Origin of the sequence: Streptomyces erythrochromogenes, from assembly GCF_036170895.1 — a bacterium.
Taxonomy (GTDB): Bacteria; Actinomycetota; Actinomycetes; order Streptomycetales; family Streptomycetaceae; genus Streptomyces; species Streptomyces erythrochromogenes.
In genome coordinates, this window is sequence record NZ_CP108036.1 from 1,619,451 (window position 1) to 1,635,647 (window position 16,197).

Annotated in this window: 14 protein-coding genes and 2 pseudogenes; 7 read left to right on the forward strand and 9 right to left on the reverse strand. The window is 71.7% G+C overall.

The features are described from left to right. Window positions 1-69: 69 nt before the first annotated feature. Window positions 70-966 (reverse strand): oxygenase MpaB family protein, encoded by an 897-nt coding sequence (locus tag OHA91_RS07565; protein ID WP_031157866.1) that lies wholly within the window; start codon window positions 964-966, stop codon window positions 70-72. A 130-nt stretch (window positions 967-1,096) separates the two neighbouring features. Here OHA91_RS07565 and sph point away from each other — a divergent pair, with 130 nt between their 5' ends. Then, window positions 1,097-2,086, forward strand: coding sequence for a sphingomyelin phosphodiesterase (gene sph / locus OHA91_RS07570; RefSeq protein WP_266493575.1), 990 nt, complete (start codon window positions 1,097-1,099; stop codon window positions 2,084-2,086). Window positions 2,087-2,286: 200 nt separating this feature from the next. Here sph and OHA91_RS07575 read toward each other — a convergent pair whose 3' ends face one another. Both OHA91_RS07575 and OHA91_RS07580 read right to left on the reverse strand, forming a co-directional pair. Next, complete coding sequence (locus OHA91_RS07575) at window positions 2,287-2,865, reverse strand: HD domain-containing protein (RefSeq protein WP_328738898.1); 579 nt, start codon at window positions 2,863-2,865, stop codon at window positions 2,287-2,289. Window positions 2,866-2,877: 12 nt separating this feature from the next. After that, window positions 2,878-3,989, reverse strand: a pseudogene (locus OHA91_RS07580) (helix-turn-helix domain-containing protein). A 119-nt stretch (window positions 3,990-4,108) separates the two neighbouring features. Here OHA91_RS07580 and OHA91_RS07585 point away from each other — a divergent pair. From OHA91_RS07585 to OHA91_RS07595, 3 genes are all read left to right on the forward strand, one after another. Then, the gene (locus OHA91_RS07585; protein WP_328738899.1) at window positions 4,109-4,330 is read left to right on the forward strand and encodes a hypothetical protein; all 222 of its coding nucleotides are present in this window, start codon (window positions 4,109-4,111) and stop codon (window positions 4,328-4,330) included. 303 nt (window positions 4,331-4,633) lie between these two features. Continuing rightward, window positions 4,634-5,146: a glycine-rich domain-containing protein gene (locus OHA91_RS07590; RefSeq protein WP_328738900.1), complete on the forward strand. Its 513-nt coding sequence runs from the start codon at window positions 4,634-4,636 to the stop codon at window positions 5,144-5,146. Between the two features lie 33 nt (window positions 5,147-5,179). After that, window positions 5,180-5,386, forward strand: coding sequence for a hypothetical protein (locus OHA91_RS07595; RefSeq protein ID WP_328738901.1), 207 nt, complete (start codon window positions 5,180-5,182; stop codon window positions 5,384-5,386). 156 nt (window positions 5,387-5,542) lie between these two features. Here OHA91_RS07595 and OHA91_RS07600 read toward each other — a convergent pair whose 3' ends face one another. After that, window positions 5,543-7,384, reverse strand: a complete 1,842-nt coding sequence (locus OHA91_RS07600; RefSeq protein WP_328738902.1) for an AMP-dependent synthetase/ligase — start codon at window positions 7,382-7,384, stop codon at window positions 5,543-5,545. 85 nt (window positions 7,385-7,469) lie between these two features. Here OHA91_RS07600 and OHA91_RS07605 point away from each other — a divergent pair, with 85 nt between their 5' ends. The 3 genes and pseudogenes from OHA91_RS07605 to OHA91_RS07610 all read left to right on the forward strand — a co-directional run bounded on the left by OHA91_RS07605 (window position 7,470) and on the right by OHA91_RS07610 (window position 9,149). Next, window positions 7,470-8,198 carry a MerR family transcriptional regulator gene (locus OHA91_RS07605; protein ID WP_031157876.1) on the forward strand — a complete coding sequence of 243 codons (729 nt, stop codon included), beginning with the start codon at window positions 7,470-7,472 and terminating at the stop codon, window positions 8,196-8,198. A 24-nt stretch (window positions 8,199-8,222) separates the two neighbouring features. Next, window positions 8,223-8,425, forward strand: a pseudogene (locus tag OHA91_RS39840) (SRPBCC family protein); the annotation flags it as partial. Window positions 8,426-8,477: 52 nt separating this feature from the next. After that, complete coding sequence (locus OHA91_RS07610; RefSeq protein WP_266493571.1) at window positions 8,478-9,149, forward strand: maltokinase N-terminal cap-like domain-containing protein; 672 nt, start codon at window positions 8,478-8,480, stop codon at window positions 9,147-9,149. 49 nt (window positions 9,150-9,198) lie between these two features. On the opposite strand, the gene OHA91_RS07615 is transcribed toward OHA91_RS07610, so the two are convergent. The 5 genes from OHA91_RS07615 to OHA91_RS07635 form a co-directional block, all read right to left on the reverse strand. Next, on the reverse strand, window positions 9,199-11,370 hold the full coding sequence (locus OHA91_RS07615) for a 3-hydroxyacyl-CoA dehydrogenase NAD-binding domain-containing protein (RefSeq protein ID WP_031157880.1): 2,172 nt from the start codon (window positions 11,368-11,370) through the stop codon (window positions 9,199-9,201). A 44-nt stretch (window positions 11,371-11,414) separates the two neighbouring features. Further along, complete coding sequence (locus OHA91_RS07620) at window positions 11,415-12,629, reverse strand: acetyl-CoA C-acetyltransferase (protein WP_031157883.1); 1,215 nt, start codon at window positions 12,627-12,629, stop codon at window positions 11,415-11,417. A 90-nt stretch (window positions 12,630-12,719) separates the two neighbouring features. Next, window positions 12,720-13,862, reverse strand: a complete 1,143-nt coding sequence (locus tag OHA91_RS07625; RefSeq protein ID WP_031157886.1) for an acyl-CoA dehydrogenase family protein — start codon at window positions 13,860-13,862, stop codon at window positions 12,720-12,722. A gap of 46 nt (window positions 13,863-13,908) precedes the next feature. Continuing rightward, complete coding sequence (locus tag OHA91_RS07630; protein WP_031157889.1) at window positions 13,909-14,934, reverse strand: LLM class F420-dependent oxidoreductase; 1,026 nt, start codon at window positions 14,932-14,934, stop codon at window positions 13,909-13,911. Further along, the gene (locus tag OHA91_RS07635) at window positions 14,934-16,103 is read right to left on the reverse strand and encodes a CaiB/BaiF CoA transferase family protein (RefSeq protein ID WP_051893902.1); all 1,170 of its coding nucleotides are present in this window, start codon (window positions 16,101-16,103) and stop codon (window positions 14,934-14,936) included. Before OHA91_RS07635 ends, OHA91_RS07630 begins: the two co-directional genes overlap by 1 nt. Window positions 16,104-16,197: the final 94 nt, after the last annotated feature.

A 16,197-nucleotide genomic window follows, 5' to 3' on the forward strand; every position in this document is an offset into this window, starting at 1 on the left:
GCCCGCCGACCCCCGCACGCGGCTCCCGCACGCGGCTCCCGATCCCCGCGGGGGCCGCGTGCGCTGGTGTCAGCGGCGGCCCGCACGCCACGCGGCGCGCGCCCGGTAGGCGATCGGCAGGTAGCGCAGCCGCTCGGGCAGCAGCGGTACGAGGAGCCGTACGGCGGTGCTGAACCGGCGGAGCCTGCGCTCCTGGGCCGGGCTCCACTCCAGCCCGATCGCGGCCCGCGCCTCGGGCGGCATGTACCCGGCGGTGACGAAGGCCCGCAGGCGCAGGAAGGCCGCCCGCAGCGCGGGCCAGGTCAGCCGCAGCAGCAGCCGTACGGGCAGGGGGCCGACCTCGGGCCGGGGCAGCGGCACGTCGGTGGCGACCAGCTCGCGGGCGACCGCGGTCGGCTCGATCTCCTCGGCCAGCATCCGGGCCCAGTACGTCCAGTACTCCTCGATGGTCTGCGGCATGTCCCGGTCGTGCAGGCCGAGGATCCGTCCGACCTGGAGCCACTCCCGGTAGAGCTGCTGCTCCTGGGCGGGGGTGAAGCGGCGCAGCAGGTAGCGCCCGGCGTAGAGGTAGACCGGGAAGCCGGTGGCGTGGACCCACGCGTAGCAGGCGGGGTCGAGGGAGTGGTAGCGCCGGCCGCGGGTGTCGGTGCCCTGGATGTCCTTGTGCAGGCGGCGGACCCGGCGGCCCTCCTCGGCGGCGTCCTCCCCGCCGTACACCCACAGCTGGACCGAGCGCAGGGAGCGCTCGCCGCGGCCCCAGGGGTCGGTGCGGAAGACGGAGTACTCGTCGACGCCGGCCGCGATGGCCGGGTGCGCGACCTGCATCGTGAAGGCGGCGGGCAGCATCAGCAGCGCGCGGACGTCGCCGGCGATGGTCCACAGCACCCCGCCCGGCGGGGGAGGCTCGGGGTCGGTGCGGCGCGTGGCCGCAGGTCCGGTGGGGTGTGCCGGGTCCGTCTTCGTCATATGACAAGTATGCGAGCACCGGACGGCCGTCTCACGGACAGAAAGTCTCTGCACGGGTGTTACCCAGAGGTAACTGCTGCTGCTTGTATGACGGCGTCGATCTTCCCCCGCAGGAATGACGGAGACCTTCATGCTGCTTTCCACGACCCGCTCGCGCCGCGCCGCCGCCACGGCCGTCGCCGCGGTCGCCGCAGGCGCACTGGCCGCCACCACCGCGCCCGCCGCCACGGCCGCGGAGAACGCCGCCGCCCCCCGGCTCAGCGTCCTGTCGTACAACGTGTTCCTGATGAGCAAGAACCTCTACCCGAACTGGGGCCAGGACCACCGGGCCGCGGAGATCCCCAAGACCTCCTTCTACAAGGGCCACGACGTGGTCGTGCTCCAGGAGGCCTTCGACAACAGCTCCTCGGACGCGCTGAAGGCGAACTCCGCCGCGCAGTACCCGTACCAGACCCCGGTCGTCGGCCGCAGCAAGAGCGGCTGGGACGCCACGGGCGGCGCCTACTCCTCCACCACCCCGGAGGACGGCGGCGTCACGATCCTCAGCAAGTGGCCGATCGTCCGCAAGGAGCAGTTCGTCTTCAAGGACGCCTGCGGGGCGGACTGGTGGTCCAACAAGGGCTTCGCCTACGTCGTGCTGAACGTGAACGGCACGAAGGTGCACGTCGTCGGCACGCACGCGCAGTCCACCGACCCGGGCTGCGGTGCGGGCGAGGCGGCCCAGATGCGCGCCCGCCAGTTCCGGGCCGTCGACGCCTTCCTTGACGGCAAGAACATCCCGGCGAACGAGCAGGTCATCCTGGCGGGCGACCTCAACGTCGACTCGCGCACCCCCGAGTACGCGAGCATGCTCGCCAACGCCGACCTGGCGGACTCCGACACGCGCACGGGCCACCCGTACTCCTTCGACACCGCGCTGAACTCGATAGCGAAGTACCGCTATCCGACGGACCCGCGCGAGGACCTGGACTACGTGCTCTACCGCAAGGGCAACGCCCGCCCGGCGGGCTGGGAGAACAACGTGGTCAAGGAGGAGTCGGCGCCCTGGACGGTCTCCAGCTGGGGCACCTCCTACACCTACACCAACCTCTCCGACCACTACCCGCTGATCGGCCGCTGACCCACGGGCTCCCCGTCCCGCAGGACGGCCGGGCGAGATCAGCCGGCGTCTCCTGAACCCGGCGGGCGCTGGTCCTGATCCTCGACTCGTCGCCAAGGCCGCTCGCCGAGGGCGGGGCAGCGTCTGCGGGGGACCTGCCGGGCAGTCGATGCCCCCTTCCGGCCCAACGGGGTCGGAAGGGGGCGTTTTCGTGCGTACCCTCAGCCCTTCTCTCCCAGGGCGGCCCGCAGCCAGTCGAGAGGGCCCTGCCCCAGCAGTTCCTCAGCCAGCCTCCGGCCGGTCTCGGTCGTGAGCCGGGCCCGGCTGTTGTCGATCCACCGTTGGGCGCCGGCGTAGCCCTGCGCCTTGTACTCCAGGCCCTGCAGCATGCACTCCAGCTTGTCCGCGTCGCGAGCGCAGACTGCCTCGGCGGAGTCCTTGCCCTCGTACTCGGCCACCAGCTCCTGCAGCGTGGACGCCAGCAGTTCAGGCATCCCCGCCGTCTGGTCGGCGGTCACTGCCTCCGGGTCGGCTGCGGGCGAGTACCGCTTGCCGAGGTGGTTGACGTCTCCGGTGCGGCTCTCCTGGGTGTCGTGCCACACCGCCAGGAACGCGGCCCGCGCCGGGTCGGCACCTTCCAGCTTCGCGATGATCGACGCGATGAGCGACGTCCGCCACGAGTGTTCGGCGACGCTCTCGGGCTGCTTGACGCCCGCCATCCACCAGCCCGTACGGGCTGTGTTCTTGAGGGTGCCCACCTCGTAGAGGAACCGGGCTACCGCGGACAGGTCGTCAGCCACTGCGTGTCTCCTTCACGCCTCTGCGAGGCGGATTGCGTACCGGATGCCTTCGAGTTCTCGGCGCGCACGCGTCGAGGGCTCTGTGCCATCCAACAGCACGGGCAGCCGGTCCCGCAGAGCACGTCCGGCGGGGGCGGTACGCAGGAGGCCGGGGCGTGCGGCGAGCAACGCCCAGAGAGTGTGGGTGTTCAGATCGAAGAACCCGCGGTCGGGCGCGAGGCCGGCAACGAGGTGGTGGAGCAGCTTGTGGCCGTGCCAGGTAGGCGTCCCGGTGGTGGCGATGAAGTCGTCCGTGGGCTGGAGGTGCGGGCTCTCTCCGATCCAGTAGGCCCAGTAGTTCAGGTTCGCGGCTTCGCCGGCGTCGTCACCGTCGAGGGTGGTCGTGATGAAGTGCTGCATGCGGTCGCGGTCCCCGCGGCGAGCGGCGACGGTTGCGACGGAGCGGGCGGTGAGCCATTCGGTGAGCCAGTCTCCTCGCCTTTCCGCACGCTGCTCGTGGGTCAGCCAGGCCGGGGTGTCGGGTGCGTCGTCGTACCCGGCGAGGTAGAGGGCCTGGCGGCGTACGAGGAAGTCTCCGCCGCGGGCCTCCTCGGCGGTGCGTCGCATCCGGTGGAAGAAGCGGCGCCGGTCTTCGGCCGGTAACTCGGGCCGGACGGGGGCGGGGCCGCGGCGGGCGCGAGCGGACTGTCCAGGCCTCGCATCGGTTCGGGGGCAACGCCGTTAAGTGGCCAGGCCAGTACTTCGACGAGGTCGCGCTGCATCACCCAGGCACCGAGCGGGCTGTGGCCGGTGGGCTCGTCGTCGCTGAGGGCGCCGGAGAGGAGAACGTCCGCTTCGAGGGCCTTGTCGAGGGCGTGGAGCAGGGCCGGTGTGACGCCCATGCGCATCAGGCGGTGCCGGTGAGCCAGCATCTGCCCGACCGCGAGCGAGGTGAGGGGACGCCGCCCGGACTCCCAGCCGGCGACGGTGTCCGCAGACACCCCGAAGGCCTCGGCGAGGGAGTCCTGGGTGTGGTCGAGCTGTTCTCGGATCACGCGGAACACGTAGCCGGACACCATGCCGGTGCGGCTTCGCCGGGGGGTTCCCTGACTGTGGGTCAGGGTGGTTTGGCCGTTGATGCCCATGGCGCCTCCTCTACCTGCCGAGAGCCCAAACTACTGGTACTCGGGGTCACTTCGCGGCGCTCCTCCGCCTACCTAGGCTCGTCTCCATCACCCGCTGACGACGGTAGAAGGAGCCCTGCATGGCCACCCCGCACGACGCACTTACCGAGGTGCCGCACCTGCTCCTCCGGCGGCCGGTCCGCGACATCGCGTCCGGCACCGAGGGCACGCTCATGGCGGTGCTCGTCGAGAACACCTCAAGCGCCGGCTTCCCGGAGCGCTGGGCGGAGATCGCCTACATCCGCCCGGATGGCGGGGGCGTCGAGCTGTCCACAGCCGTCGCAAACGTCGAGGCCCTCTAGGGAGTGTCGTCACAGTAGCGTCGGCCGCCCGAAGGGCGGGGCCGGCGGCCCCGCCGGCCAGACGGGACTTTGACGACACGACCTAGTGTCCGACGCCTCGCCGCTCGCCGCCCGCAGCTGCGCGAAGTGCGGGGCCATCCCGGTACCAGGCGGCGGCCCGGAAGGTGGCGCCACGATCCACAAACAGGGCTGCACAGCGGGTGGCCGTAATGGGATCCGCTGATCCCGATCAGACTCCCGTCCGGCACCGCCGCGCGCTGTGCCGGTCCCGCACCATCGGAACTCATCACCGAGGAGCACATCATGACCGCTGCATGCGCCACCGGCCCGCAGAAGCCCCCGCCGCCCCGCACCCTCCTCACCGACGCCCAGTTCAACGACGTCCGGGCAACCATCCTGGACAACAACACGGGGATGGAACCGGAAATGGCCGGCCGGCTCCTCATCGAGGCCCTGAAGTTCGTCGTATCGGCGGCCCGGTTCCCGTCGGTGCGGATCGCTCCGACCCGCGAGGTCGATGAGGGCTGGCATGCGCTCATCCTGCACACGCACCTGTACGCCACCCTGTGCAGCCGGCTCGGCCGGTCCGTCCACCACTACCCGGAGCGGCCGGACGCCTCCCGACACGACCCAGACGTCCTGACCCGCACGGTCGCCCTGATCGAGCGGACCGGGTACACGCCGGACGCCGAGCTGTGGGTGGGCCCGGACAGTTCGCTCGTCACGGTGGCAGCGAACTGCAGCCACACCCCGGTCCCCGGCGGCTGCGGCCCGATCAATCCCGGGAACTGCGCGACCCACGGCGGCGGGGAATAGGCTCGGCGCCCCGTACGGCAGAGAGGCGAGGACATGAACACGGACACAGCTTTCGAGGTGTACGCCGCAATGCGTCAGCACGGCATTGCGGGGACCGTCACCCCCGTGACGCCGGACGATCCGGAGAGCACGTGGATCGTTCTCGATGCGGGCGGCCGGGACGTGACGGCTGCCGCCCTCGCCAGGGTTGCCGCAGCGCGTGCGCAGCGGGCCGAGCGCGGGTTCATTGTCACGCGCTGATCTGAGCCCGCCCCGCCCACGCCCGGCCGCAGCGACGCCCCGACCCTCGTCCCCGCAAGGACGCTGGTCGAGGCGTCGCCGCATTCGCCTGGCCCTACGCATGCTCAGGACGGGAATCGAGCGACCGCTATCCGCTGACCGGCAGGGGCGTTCGGGTCAGACCGCGTCGTACGGCTCCTCGTACAGGCCGTCGATCAGGGCGCCGTACTTGTCACGGACGATCCGGCGGCGGAGCTTGAGGGAGGGGGTGAGCTCGCCCGTCTCGGGGCCCCACTCCTGCGTCAGCAGCCGGTAGCGCTTGATCTGCTCGGTCCGGTTGAGCCGGGCGTTGGCCGCCTCGACCGCGCGGGCGATCTCCTCCCGCACCGCGGGGTGTTCGGCGAGGGCGCTCGCCGAACCGGCCTCGATGCCCCGGGCGGCCGCCCAGACCGGGGCGAGCTCGGCGTCCAGGACGAGCAGGGCGACGAGGTAGGAGCGGCCGTCGCCGTGCACCAGCGCCTGGCCGATCAGGGGGTGCTCCTTGACCGTGTTCTCCACCAGCGCCGGCGAGACGTTCTTGCCCGTAGACGTGATGATCAGTTCTTTCTTGCGGTCGGTGATCCAGAGGAAGCCGTCCTCGTCGATCCGGCCGACGTCCCCCGTGGGGAACCAGCCCTCCGCGTCGGAGGCGCTCTCCACCGAGCCGTCCGGCCGCAGGTAGCCGCCGAAGACGGTCGCACCGCGGGTGAGGACCTCCCCGTCCTCGGCGATCCTCAGCTCCAGTCCCTCGATCGGCCGGCCCACCGAGCCCAGCCGGAAGCCCTCGGCGCTGTTGAGCGTGCACACGCCCGACGTCTCGGTGAGCCCCCAGGCGTCCATGATCGTGATGCCCCAGCCGGCCCAGAAGCGGACGACGTCGATGGGCATGGGCGCGGTGGCACTGGCCGTCCAGGCGAGCCGGTCCATGCCCGCCAGGCGCAACAGCGGGTCCAGCGTCCGTTCCTTGGCCGAGGCGTACGAGGCTTCGAGCTCGGCCGGCACCCCTTCGCCCCGCTCGTGGTGGCCGGCCCGGGCCCGGGCGAGGTCGTTGGCGGCCTCTATGGCGTTCCTCTGGTCCTCGGGGAGCTGGGCGAGGACCGCGCGGACGGAGGCGGCGAACTTCTCCCACACCCGGGGCACGCCGAAGAACTGCACCGGGCGCAGTTCGCGGACGGCCGCCGAGACGGCGGTGGGATCGGCGCACAGCCTGACGTGCGAGGCCCGCAACAGGGGCAGGTAGATGCCGAGGACCCGTTCGGCGATGTGCGCAAAGGGCAGGTAGCAGATGTGCTCGGCGTGCTCGGGCAGGTCCACGCCGCGGTCGAGGCGGACCGCCTGGAGGATCAGGTTGCGGTGGGTCAGGCGCACGCCCTTGGGGTCGCCGGTGGTGCCCGAGGTGTAGACGACGGTGAGCGGGTCCTCGGGGCGGGTCTCCTGCCAGGCCTTCTCGAAGGCGTCGGCGCGGTGGATCCGGGCGCCGCTCGCGTACAGGGAGCCGTAGGTGCCGTGCCGGCCGGCTTCGGCGGCCTCGGCGACGACGAGGCGCTCCAGGGGGAGGTCCTCGGCGGCCAGCAGCGGCTCCCACCGGGCGAGTTCGCGGGCGCCCTCGACGACGGCGACCCGGGCCCGGCTGTGGCGGGCGATGTGCGCGATCTGCTCGGGCGCGGAGGTCCCGTACACGGTGACGGGCACGGCGCCGAGGTGGAAGAGGGCGAGGTCGCTGAGCCAGTGCTCGGGGCGGTTGCCCATCATCAGCAGGACGTGCTCCCCGCGCTCGACGCCGAGGGCGGCGTAGCCGGCGGCGAGGACGGCGACCTTGTGGCGGACCTCGCTCCAGGTGAGCGTCGTCCACCCGGCCGCGTCGGGGCCGGCGCGCCAGGAGAGGGCGGGGAGGTCCCCGTGCTCGGCGGCGTTGCGGGCCAGCAGGGTCGAGAAGGTGATCTCTTCGGGTCGTCCGGGCAGTCGCAGGTTCGTGGTCATGGGCAGCTCCTGGCCGTTTCACATCGTTGGTGCGACAGCAATACTGTTGAACCCAAGCTGTGGAGCAGAGAGCGAGGCGCAGACGATGGCCGACCAGGCACCCGAGCCGATGCTCACCGTCGACGAGCTGGCGGCCCGGGCGGGCGTCACCGTGCGCACGGTACGGTTCTACAGCACCCGCGGCCTTTTGCCCCCTCCCGTGATCGGTCCGCGTCGGGTGGGGCACTACGGGCCGGAGCACCTGTCGCGGCTGGCCCTGATCGAGGAACTCCAGCACCAGGGCATGACGCTGTCCGCCATCGAGCGCTACCTGGACGCGCTGCCCGACGACCTCAGCGCGCACGATCTCGCGATCCACCGGGCGATGGTGGCCAGTTGGGCTCCGGACGCGGCCCGGGAGGTCTCGCGGGAGGAGCTGGAGAAGCGGGCGGGGCGGAGCCTGTCGGACACCGACGTGCGGCGGCTGACGGCCATGAACGTGCTCGCCGCCTCGGGCGACGGGTTCCGGGTGGACGTGGGGCTGCTGCGGCTGGGGGTCGCGCTGCTCGACGTGCCGATCGCCCACGAGACGATCCTGGCGGCGCGCAAGGTGCTGGTGGAGCACACGCGGTCGGCGGCGCACGAGCTGACGGCACTCTTCCGGGACGAGGTGTGGGGGCCGTTCACGGAGGGCGAGAGCGATCCGGAGCGGGTGGAGTCGATGAAGGCGCTGTCGGCGCACATGCAGCCGATGGTGGTGCAGGCGCTGGTGACGGCCTTCCAGCGGTCGCTGCGGGAGGAGCTGCGGGCAGCCTTCGTCTCGGATCCCGGGTGACGGGTCCCGGTCCGCCGCTGGACGTTCGGCGCGGCGCGCATCGCCATGAACCTGGCCCCTGGGGCAGGAGCACGCTCTTCACCCTCGACTGGCATCCGCTGCGGGGTCCGGGCACCCGCATGCACGGGCTGCCGGTGGACTACCTCGTCGCCGTGCGCAACGGCATGATGCTGACGAAACTGGCCAGGATCGCCGTCCGGGAACACCCCGTGACCGCGCCCGCGTGACCCGGGCCGGGTCACCGGTCAACACCCGTGCCGCCCGGGTAGTTTATGGATCATGGCAGTCATTCACCGCACCACCATGTCACCCGGCAAGCTCGAACTGCTCGCCGCCTGGATGCCGTCGAAGCCCTGGTACCGGGGCGGGGACGCGCCGCTGCTCGCCAAGGCCGGCGGTTTCCGGCTCGACGACCCGGCGGGCGAGGTGGGCATCGAGTTCATGGTGGTCACCGACACCTCGGGGGACTCCCCCGTCACCTACCAGGTCCCGATGACGTACCGCGGGATGCCGCTGGCGTCCGCCGCGGACGGCCTGATCGGCACCTCCGAGCACGGTGTGCTGGGTCGTCGCTGGATCTACGACGGAACCCATGACGTGGTCCTGGTGGAGCAGTTGCTCGCCCTGCTGGCGGGCCGTACGACCGCCCAGGACCAGAACACGAGCGACTCGCCCGACCCGACGGTCGAGGTCCGTACCGAGGGGTCCGGGGTGCCGCAGGGCCTGACCGGCCCCGGGACCGTGACGGAATCCGCCGACGCGAGCCTCGTCACGGTGGGCCCGCCGGCGGCGGAGGGCCCGGTGTCCACCCTGACGGTGTACCGGGTGCTCCGGCCTGGTCCCGCCCCGGAGGGTGACGGCGCGGCGGGACGGGTGCTGGCCGACTGGTCCGACCCGGACGGCGCCCGGCAGCACGGGCCGTTCGCCCACCTGGCCGCCTTCGAGCGCTGACCGAGACGCCCCGGGCCCCCTCCCAGGGGCCCGGGGCGTCCGTTCGGGGTCAGTCGGCGTACGTCTCGCCGCGCTCGGCCTTCTCCACGAGGGAGGCGGGCGGGGTGAACCGCTCGCCGTACTTCCCGGCGAGCTCACGGGCGCGGTCCACGAAGCCGGCGAGGCCGCCCTCGTAGCCGTTGATGTACTGGATCACGCCGCCGGTCCAGGCCGGGAAGCCGATGCCCATGATGGAGCCGATGTTGGCGTCGGCGACCGAGGTGAGGACGCCCTCGTCGAGGCAGCGGACGGTGTCCAGGGCCTCGGAGAAGAGCATCCGCTCCTTCATGTCCTCGAAGGGGACCTCGTGGCCCGGCTTGGCGAAGTGCTCGCGCAGGCCCGGCCAGATGCGGGCGCGCTTGCCTGACTCGTCGTACTCGTAGAAGCCGGCGCCGCCACTGCGGCCGGGGCGGCCGAACTCGTCGACCATCCGGTCGATGACGGTGTCGGCGGGGTGCTCGGTCCACGTCCGGCCCTCCGCCTCGAAGGCCTTGCGGCTCTCGTTGCGGATCTTGCGCGGCAGCGTCAGGGTGAGCTCGTCCATCAGGGAGAGGACCTTGGCCGGGTAGCCGGCCTGGGCGGCGGCCTGCTCGATCGAGGCGGGCTCGACGCCCTCGCCGACCATCGCCACGCCCTCGTTGATGAACTGGCCGATGACGCGCGAGGTGAAGAAGCCGCGCGAGTCGTTGACCACGATCGGGGTCTTGTTGATCTGGCGGACCAGGTCGAAGGCGCGGGCGATGGCCTCGTCGCCGGTCTGCGCCCCCTTGATGATCTCGACGAGCGGCATCTTGTCGACGGGCGAGAAGAAGTGCAGTCCGATGAAGTCGGCGGGCCGCTCGACGCCCTCGGCCAGCCCGGTGATGGGCAGGGTCGAGGTGTTGGAGCACAGGAGGGCGTCGGGCGCGATGACGTCCTGGACCTCCTGGAACACCTTGTGCTTGAGGGCCGTGTCCTCGAAGACGGCCTCGATGACGGCGTCGCAGCCCGCTAGGTCGGCCGCGTCGGCGGTCGGGGTGATCCGGGCGAGCAGCTCGGCGCGCCCCGCCTCGGTGGTCCGGCCGCGGGACAGCGCCTTGTCGAGCAGCTTCTCGGAGTACGCCTTGCCCTTCGCGGCGGCCTCGGCGGTGACGTCCTTGAGTACCACCTCGATGCCCGCGCGGGCGCAGGAGTAGGCGATGCCGGCGCCCATCATGCCGGCGCCGAGGACGGCGACCTTGCGGACCCGCCGCGGCTCGATGCCCTGCGGGCGGCTGCGGCCGGCGTTGACGGCCTGGAGGTCGAAGAAGAACGCCTGGATCATGTTCTTGGCGGTCTGTCCGGTGACCAGCTCGGTGAAGTAGCGGGCCTCGATGGTCAGCGCGGTCTCGAAGTCCACCTGGGAGCCCTCGACGGCGCAGGCCAGGATGTTGCGCGGCGCCGGGTACGGGGCCCCGTTGAGCTGCTTCTTCAGGTTGGCCGGGAAGGCCGGGAGGTTCGCGGCGAAGCGCGGGTTGGACGGCGTGCCGCCGGGGATCTTGTAGCCGGGCACGTCCCAGGGCTGCTGCGACTGGGGGTTGGCGTCGATGAAGGCGCGGGCCTTGGCCAGCATCTCCTCGGGCGTGGCGGCCAGTTCGTGCACGAGGCCGTTGTCCAGGGCGCGCTGGGGGGTGTACTGGGTGCCCTGGAGCAGCACCTTCAGCAGCGCGTCGGCGATGCCCATCAGGCGCACGGTGCGGGTGACGCCGCCGCCCGCCGGGAGGAGGCCGAGGGTGACCTCGGGCAGGCCGATCTTGGAGCCGGGCGCGTCGAGGGCCACGCGGTGGTGGGAGGCGAGGGCGATCTCGTAACCGCCGCCCAGCGCGGCACCGTTGACGGCGGCGACGACGGGCTTGCCGAGGGTCTCGATGCGGCGCAGGGACCGCTTGATCTCGGTGCCGGTGTCGAAGGCGAGCTGCGCGTGCTCGGGGCGCAGCCGGATCATGTCCTTGAGGTCGCCGCCGGCGAAGAAGGTCTTCTTGGCGGAGGTGTAGATGATGCCGCGGATGGAGTCCTTCTCGGCCTCGGCGCGGTCGGCGACCGCGGCGATGGAGTCCTTGAAGGCCTGGTTCATCGTGTTGGCGGACTGGCCCGGGTCGTCGAGGATCAGGGTGACGACGCCGGTCTCGTCCTGTTCCCAGCGGATCGTGGTGGACTCGCTCATGTTCGCTACTTCCGTGTCGGAGGGGTCGGGGGATACAGGACGGTTCAGAGGCGTTCGACGATGGTGGCGACGCCCATGCCGCCGCCGACGCAGAGGGTGACGAGCCCGTAGCGCTTGTCCTGGCGCTCCAGCTCGTCGACGATCGTGCCGAGGATCATCGCGCCGGTGGCGCCGAGCGGGTGGCCCAGGGCGATGGCGCCGCCGTTGACGTTGACCTTGTCGAGGGAGAGGCCCATGTCCTTGACGAAGCGCAGGACGACGCCGGCGAAGGCCTCGTTGATCTCGACCAGGTCGATGTCGTCGATGGTCAGGCCGGCCTTGGCGAGGGCCTTGCGGGTGGCCGGGGCGGGGCCGGTGAGCATGATGGTGGGCTCGGAGCCGGAGACGGCCGCCGAGACGATGCGGGCGCGCGGGGTGAGGCCGTTTCGCTCCCCCGCCTCGCGGGAGCCGATCGCGACGAGCGAGGCGCCGTCGACGATGCCGGAGGAGTTGCCCGCGTGGTGGACGTGGTCGATCTTCTCGATCCAGTGGTACTTCTGGAGCGCGACGGCGTCGAAGCCGCCGAGCTCGCCGATGTCCGCGAAGGACGGCTTCAGCTTGGCGAGGGTGTCGGCGGTGGTCCCGGGGCGGACGAACTCGTCGTGGTCCAGGACGACGAGGCCGTTGCGGTCGGTGACCGGGACGACGGACTTCGCGAAGCGGCCGTCCTTGATCGCGGCGGCGGCGCGCTCCTGCGAGAGGGCCGCGTACTCGTCGACGTCGCGCCGGGAGAAGCCCTCGATGGTGGCGATCAGGTCGGCGCCGATGCCCTGCGGCACGAAGCCGGTGTCCCAGTTGGTCATCGGGTCGGCGAACCAGGCGCCGCCGTCCGAGGCCATCGGGACGCGGGACATGGACTCCACGCCGCCCGCGAGGACCAGGTCCTCCCAACCGGAACGGACCTTCGCCGCGGCCAGGTTGACGGCTTCCAGGCCGGAGGCGCAGAACCGGTTCTCCTGTACGCCGGCCACCGTGTCCGGGAGCCCGGCGGCGATGGCCGCGATACGGGCGATGTCGGAGCCCTGGTCGCCGACCGGGCCGACGACGCCGAGCACGATGTCGTCGATGGTGGCCGGGTCCAGGCCCGGGTTGCGCTCGCGCAGCGCGTCGATGAGTCCGACGACCAGGTCGATCGGCTTGGTGCCGTGCAGGGAGCCATTGGCCTTGCCGCGGCCGCGCGGGGTGCGGATCGCGTCGTATACGTAAGCTTCGGTGCTCACTGGTCAAGCCTTTCGGTGTGCTGGAAGGTCCTGGTGGGACGAGGAGGGCGGGACGAGGAGGCTGGGACGAGGAGGTTCGGCTGAGGAGGTTCAGCTGAGGAGGGACCGGCCGATGATCTCCTTCATGATCTCGGTCGTACCGCCGTAGATCGTCTGGATCCGGCCGTCGGTGAAGGCCCGCGCCACCCGGTACTCGGTCATGTACCCGTACCCGCCGTGGAGTTGCAGGCAGCGGTCCGCCACGCGCTTCTGCAGCTCGGTGGCCCACCACTTGGCCATCGAGGCGTGCACGTGGTCCAGTTCGCCGTTCGAGTGGTCGGTGATGCACCGGTCGAGGAAGGTCCGGGTGACGGCGACCTCGGTGGCCATCTCCGCGATCTCGAAACGGATGTGCTGGAGCTTGGACAGCGGACGCCCGAAGGCCTCGCGCTCCTTCACGTACTGCGTGGTGATCTCCAGCAGGTACTCGGCGGCGGCGATCCCGGCCATCGCGATGCCCATCCGCTCCTGCGCGAGATTGGTCATCAGGTGGACGAAGGCGCCGTTCGGTTCGCCGAGCAGGTTCTCCTTCGGGACGCGCACGTCGTGGAAGAACAGCTCGGCGGTGTCCTGCGCCTTCTGGCCGATCTTGTCGAGGTTGCGGCCGCGCTCGAAGCCCTCCGCACCGCGCTCGACGACCAGCAGCGACAGGCCGTGCGCCCCGCCCTCGGGGGTGGTCTTGGCGACCACGATCACCAGGTCGGCGAGGATGCCGTTGGAGATGAAGGTCTTGGAGCCGTTCAGCAGCCAGTGGTCGCCGCGGTCCTCGGCGGTGGTCCGGATCCCCTGGAGGTCGGAGCCCGCGCCCGGCTCGGTCATCGCTATGGCGGTGATGGTCTCGCCGGAGCAGAAGCCGGGCAGCCAGCGGCGCTTCTGCTCCTCGGTGGCGAGCGAGGTCAGGTACGGCCCGATGATGTCGTTGTGCAGGCCGATGGCGATCCCGGGCGTGCCCGCCCTGGTGAACTCCTCGGCGATCACGGCGGCGTAGCGGAAGTCGGTGTTCCCGCCGCCCCCGTACTCCTCCGGGACGGCCAGCCCGAGCAGCCCCTGGCGGCCGGCGGCCCGCCACGCCTCGCGGCTGACGATGCCGTCCTTCTCCCACTGCTCGTAGTGCGGCAGCACCTCCTTGGTGAGGAAGGTGCGGACGGTCTCACGGAACGCCTCGTGGTCGGCGTCGAAGACAAGGCGCTTCATCGGACGGCTCGCTTCATCGGGCGGCTCGCTTCATCGGAAGGGCTCCTCAAAGCCAGTTCTTGACGGTTTCGATCAGACGGGCCGGCTCGGGGCCGACGGGTGTGACGTTGAGCATGGTGACGCCCGCCTCGCGGAAGGCCTCGACACGCTCGCGCACGTAGCCCTCAGGCCCGCACAGGGTCATCAGCTCGCAGAACTCGTCCGGCACGGCGGCCGCGGCGTCGCGCGTGCGTCCGGCGAGGTAGAGCTCCTGGATCTTCCGGGCCTCCTCCTCGTAGCCGTAGGCGACCGCGAGGTCGTTGTAGAAGTTCTTGCCGACCGCGCCCATGCCGCCGACGTACAGCGCGATCTGCGGGCGGGCGCGTTCTCGTACGGCGGCCGCGTCCTCGCCGATGGCGAGCAGGCCGCCCGCCACGGTCTGCAGGGGGCCGAGCCCGGGGGCGCGCCCGGCCGCGCCCTGCGCGAGCGGGCCGCCCCACACCGCGGCGGCCTTCTCGGGGATGAAGAGCGTGGGCAGCCAGCCGTCCGCGATCTCGGCGGTCAGCCGTACGTTGGCCGGGCCGAGCGAGGCGATGTAGACGGGGATCGCGTCGCGCACGGGCCGGGTGAGGATCTTCAGCGGCTTGCCGTGCCGGCCGCCCTTGTCCGGCGGCAGCGGCATGTCCGTGATGCCGTGGTGGTCGATCGTCTCGCGGCGCCAGATGCGCCGGCAGAGCTCGACCGTCTCCCGGGTGCGGCCGAGCGGCTTGTCGTACGGCTTCCCGTGCCAGCCCTCGACGACCTGCGGGCCGGAGGCGCCGAGGCCGAGGAGCGCCCGGCCCCCCGAGAGGGCGTCCAGGCCGGCGGCCGTCTGCGCGATCAGGCCGGGGGTGCGCGAGTAGACGTTCATGATCGCCGAGCCGATCTTCAGCCGCTCGGTGCGGGCGGCGAGGTAGCCCATGATCGTCGGCGAGTCGAAGCCCCAGGCCTCGGCCACCCACACGGCGTCGAGGCCGGCGGACTCCAGCGCGGCCGCCTCGTCGGCGGCCCGGCGCGGGTCCCCCGCGTAGTCGAGCATCATCGACAGTTCCATCAGGCCTCTTTCGGGAGCAGGGCCGGGACGTCCCAGTCGGCGGCCACCGACTCGGTGTGGGCGCCCGGCCGGGCGGGGCCCGCGGTGACGGCGACCGGGGTCGCGGAGAACCGCGGAGCGGGCGCGGGCTGCACGATCCCGCCGAAGTCCGTGAAGGTGCCCCGGGAGGCGAGGTGGGGGTGGCCGGGAGCCTCGCGCAGCGACAGCACCGGGGCCACGCAGGCGTCGGTGCCCTCGAAGACCGCCGTCCACTCCTCGCGCGTACGGGTCCGGAAGCGTGCGGCGACGGCCTCGCGCAGTTCGCCCCAGCGGGCGATGTCCTTGCGGGCCGGCGCCCGGTCCCCGATGCCGAGGAGCTCCGTGAAGGTGTCGTAGAACTGCTGCTCCAGCGCGCCGACCGCCATGTACCCGCCGTCGGAGGTCTCGTAGGTGCCGTAGAAGGGGCAGCCGCCGTCGAGGAGGTTGGCTCCGCGCCGGTCCTGCCAGCCGCCCGCCGCCATCATCCCGTGGATCATGGCGGTGAGGTGGGCGGTGCCGTCGACGATGGCCGCGTCGACGACCTGGCCGGTGCCGGTGGCCCGGGCGTGCTGGAGGGCGGCGAGGACGCCGATCACCAGGTAGAGCGAGCCTCCCGCGTAGTCCCCGACCAGGTTGGCCGGAACCGCCGGGGGCTCTCCCGGGTTGCCGATCATGCCAAGGGCCCCGGTGACGGCGATGTAGGCGATGTCGTGGCCCGCGGTGTGCGCGAGCGGGCCCTCCTGGCCCCAGCCGGTCATCCGCCCGTAGACGAGGCGGGGGTTGCGGGCGTGGCACTCGGCCGGGCCCACGCCGAGCCGCTCGGCGACCCCGGGGCGGAAGCCCTCGACGAGGACGTCGGCCCGCTCGACCAGGTCCAGGACGCGTGCGGGCCCGTCGGGGGACTTGAGGTCGACCAGGACGGAGCGCTTGCCGCGGTTGGTGATGTCGTAGGCGGGGTCGACGGCGAGCCCGCCGCCGCCGGGCCGGTCCACGCGTACGACGTCCGCCCCCAGGTCGGCGAGGAGCATGGCGGCGAACGGTCCCGGGCCGATGCCGGCCAGCTCCACGACGCGCACTCCGGCGAGCGGGCCGCTGCCGCTCGCCGTCCCGGTGCCGGTGCCGGTGCCGGTCCCGTTCCCTGTCACTGCCATCGAGCCCCCAGCGTCTGCGGTGTGGGTGGTGTGCCTGGTGTGTCTGGTGTGCCTGGTGTGCGGACTGTGTGACACAACTGATGTAACACCGGTG

Bases quoted from the DNA above. Each gene is read 5' to 3' on its own strand.
- sph (WP_266493575.1), top strand. From the start codon at position 1,097: ATGCTGCTTTCCACGACCCGCTCGCGCCGCGCCGCCGCCACGGCCGTC.
- OHA91_RS07635 (WP_051893902.1), bottom strand. From the start codon at position 16,103: ATGGCAGTGACAGGGAACGGGACCGGCACCGGCACCGGCACCGGGACG.
- OHA91_RS07565 (WP_031157866.1), bottom strand. From the start codon at position 966: ATGACGAAGACGGACCCGGCACACCCCACCGGACCTGCGGCCACGCGC.
- OHA91_RS07595 (WP_328738901.1), top strand. From the start codon at position 5,180: ATGAACACGGACACAGCTTTCGAGGTGTACGCCGCAATGCGTCAGCAC.
- OHA91_RS07605 (WP_031157876.1), top strand. From the start codon at position 7,470: ATGGCCGACCAGGCACCCGAGCCGATGCTCACCGTCGACGAGCTGGCG.
- OHA91_RS07590 (WP_328738900.1), top strand. From the start codon at position 4,634: ATGACCGCTGCATGCGCCACCGGCCCGCAGAAGCCCCCGCCGCCCCGC.
- OHA91_RS07610 (WP_266493571.1), top strand. From the start codon at position 8,478: ATGGCAGTCATTCACCGCACCACCATGTCACCCGGCAAGCTCGAACTG.
- OHA91_RS07625 (WP_031157886.1), bottom strand. From the start codon at position 13,862: ATGAAGCGCCTTGTCTTCGACGCCGACCACGAGGCGTTCCGTGAGACC.
- OHA91_RS07630 (WP_031157889.1), bottom strand. From the start codon at position 14,934: ATGGAACTGTCGATGATGCTCGACTACGCGGGGGACCCGCGCCGGGCC.
- OHA91_RS07600 (WP_328738902.1), bottom strand. From the start codon at position 7,384: ATGACCACGAACCTGCGACTGCCCGGACGACCCGAAGAGATCACCTTC.
- OHA91_RS07585 (WP_328738899.1), top strand. From the start codon at position 4,109: ATGGCCACCCCGCACGACGCACTTACCGAGGTGCCGCACCTGCTCCTC.
- OHA91_RS07615 (WP_031157880.1), bottom strand. From the start codon at position 11,370: ATGAGCGAGTCCACCACGATCCGCTGGGAACAGGACGAGACCGGCGTC.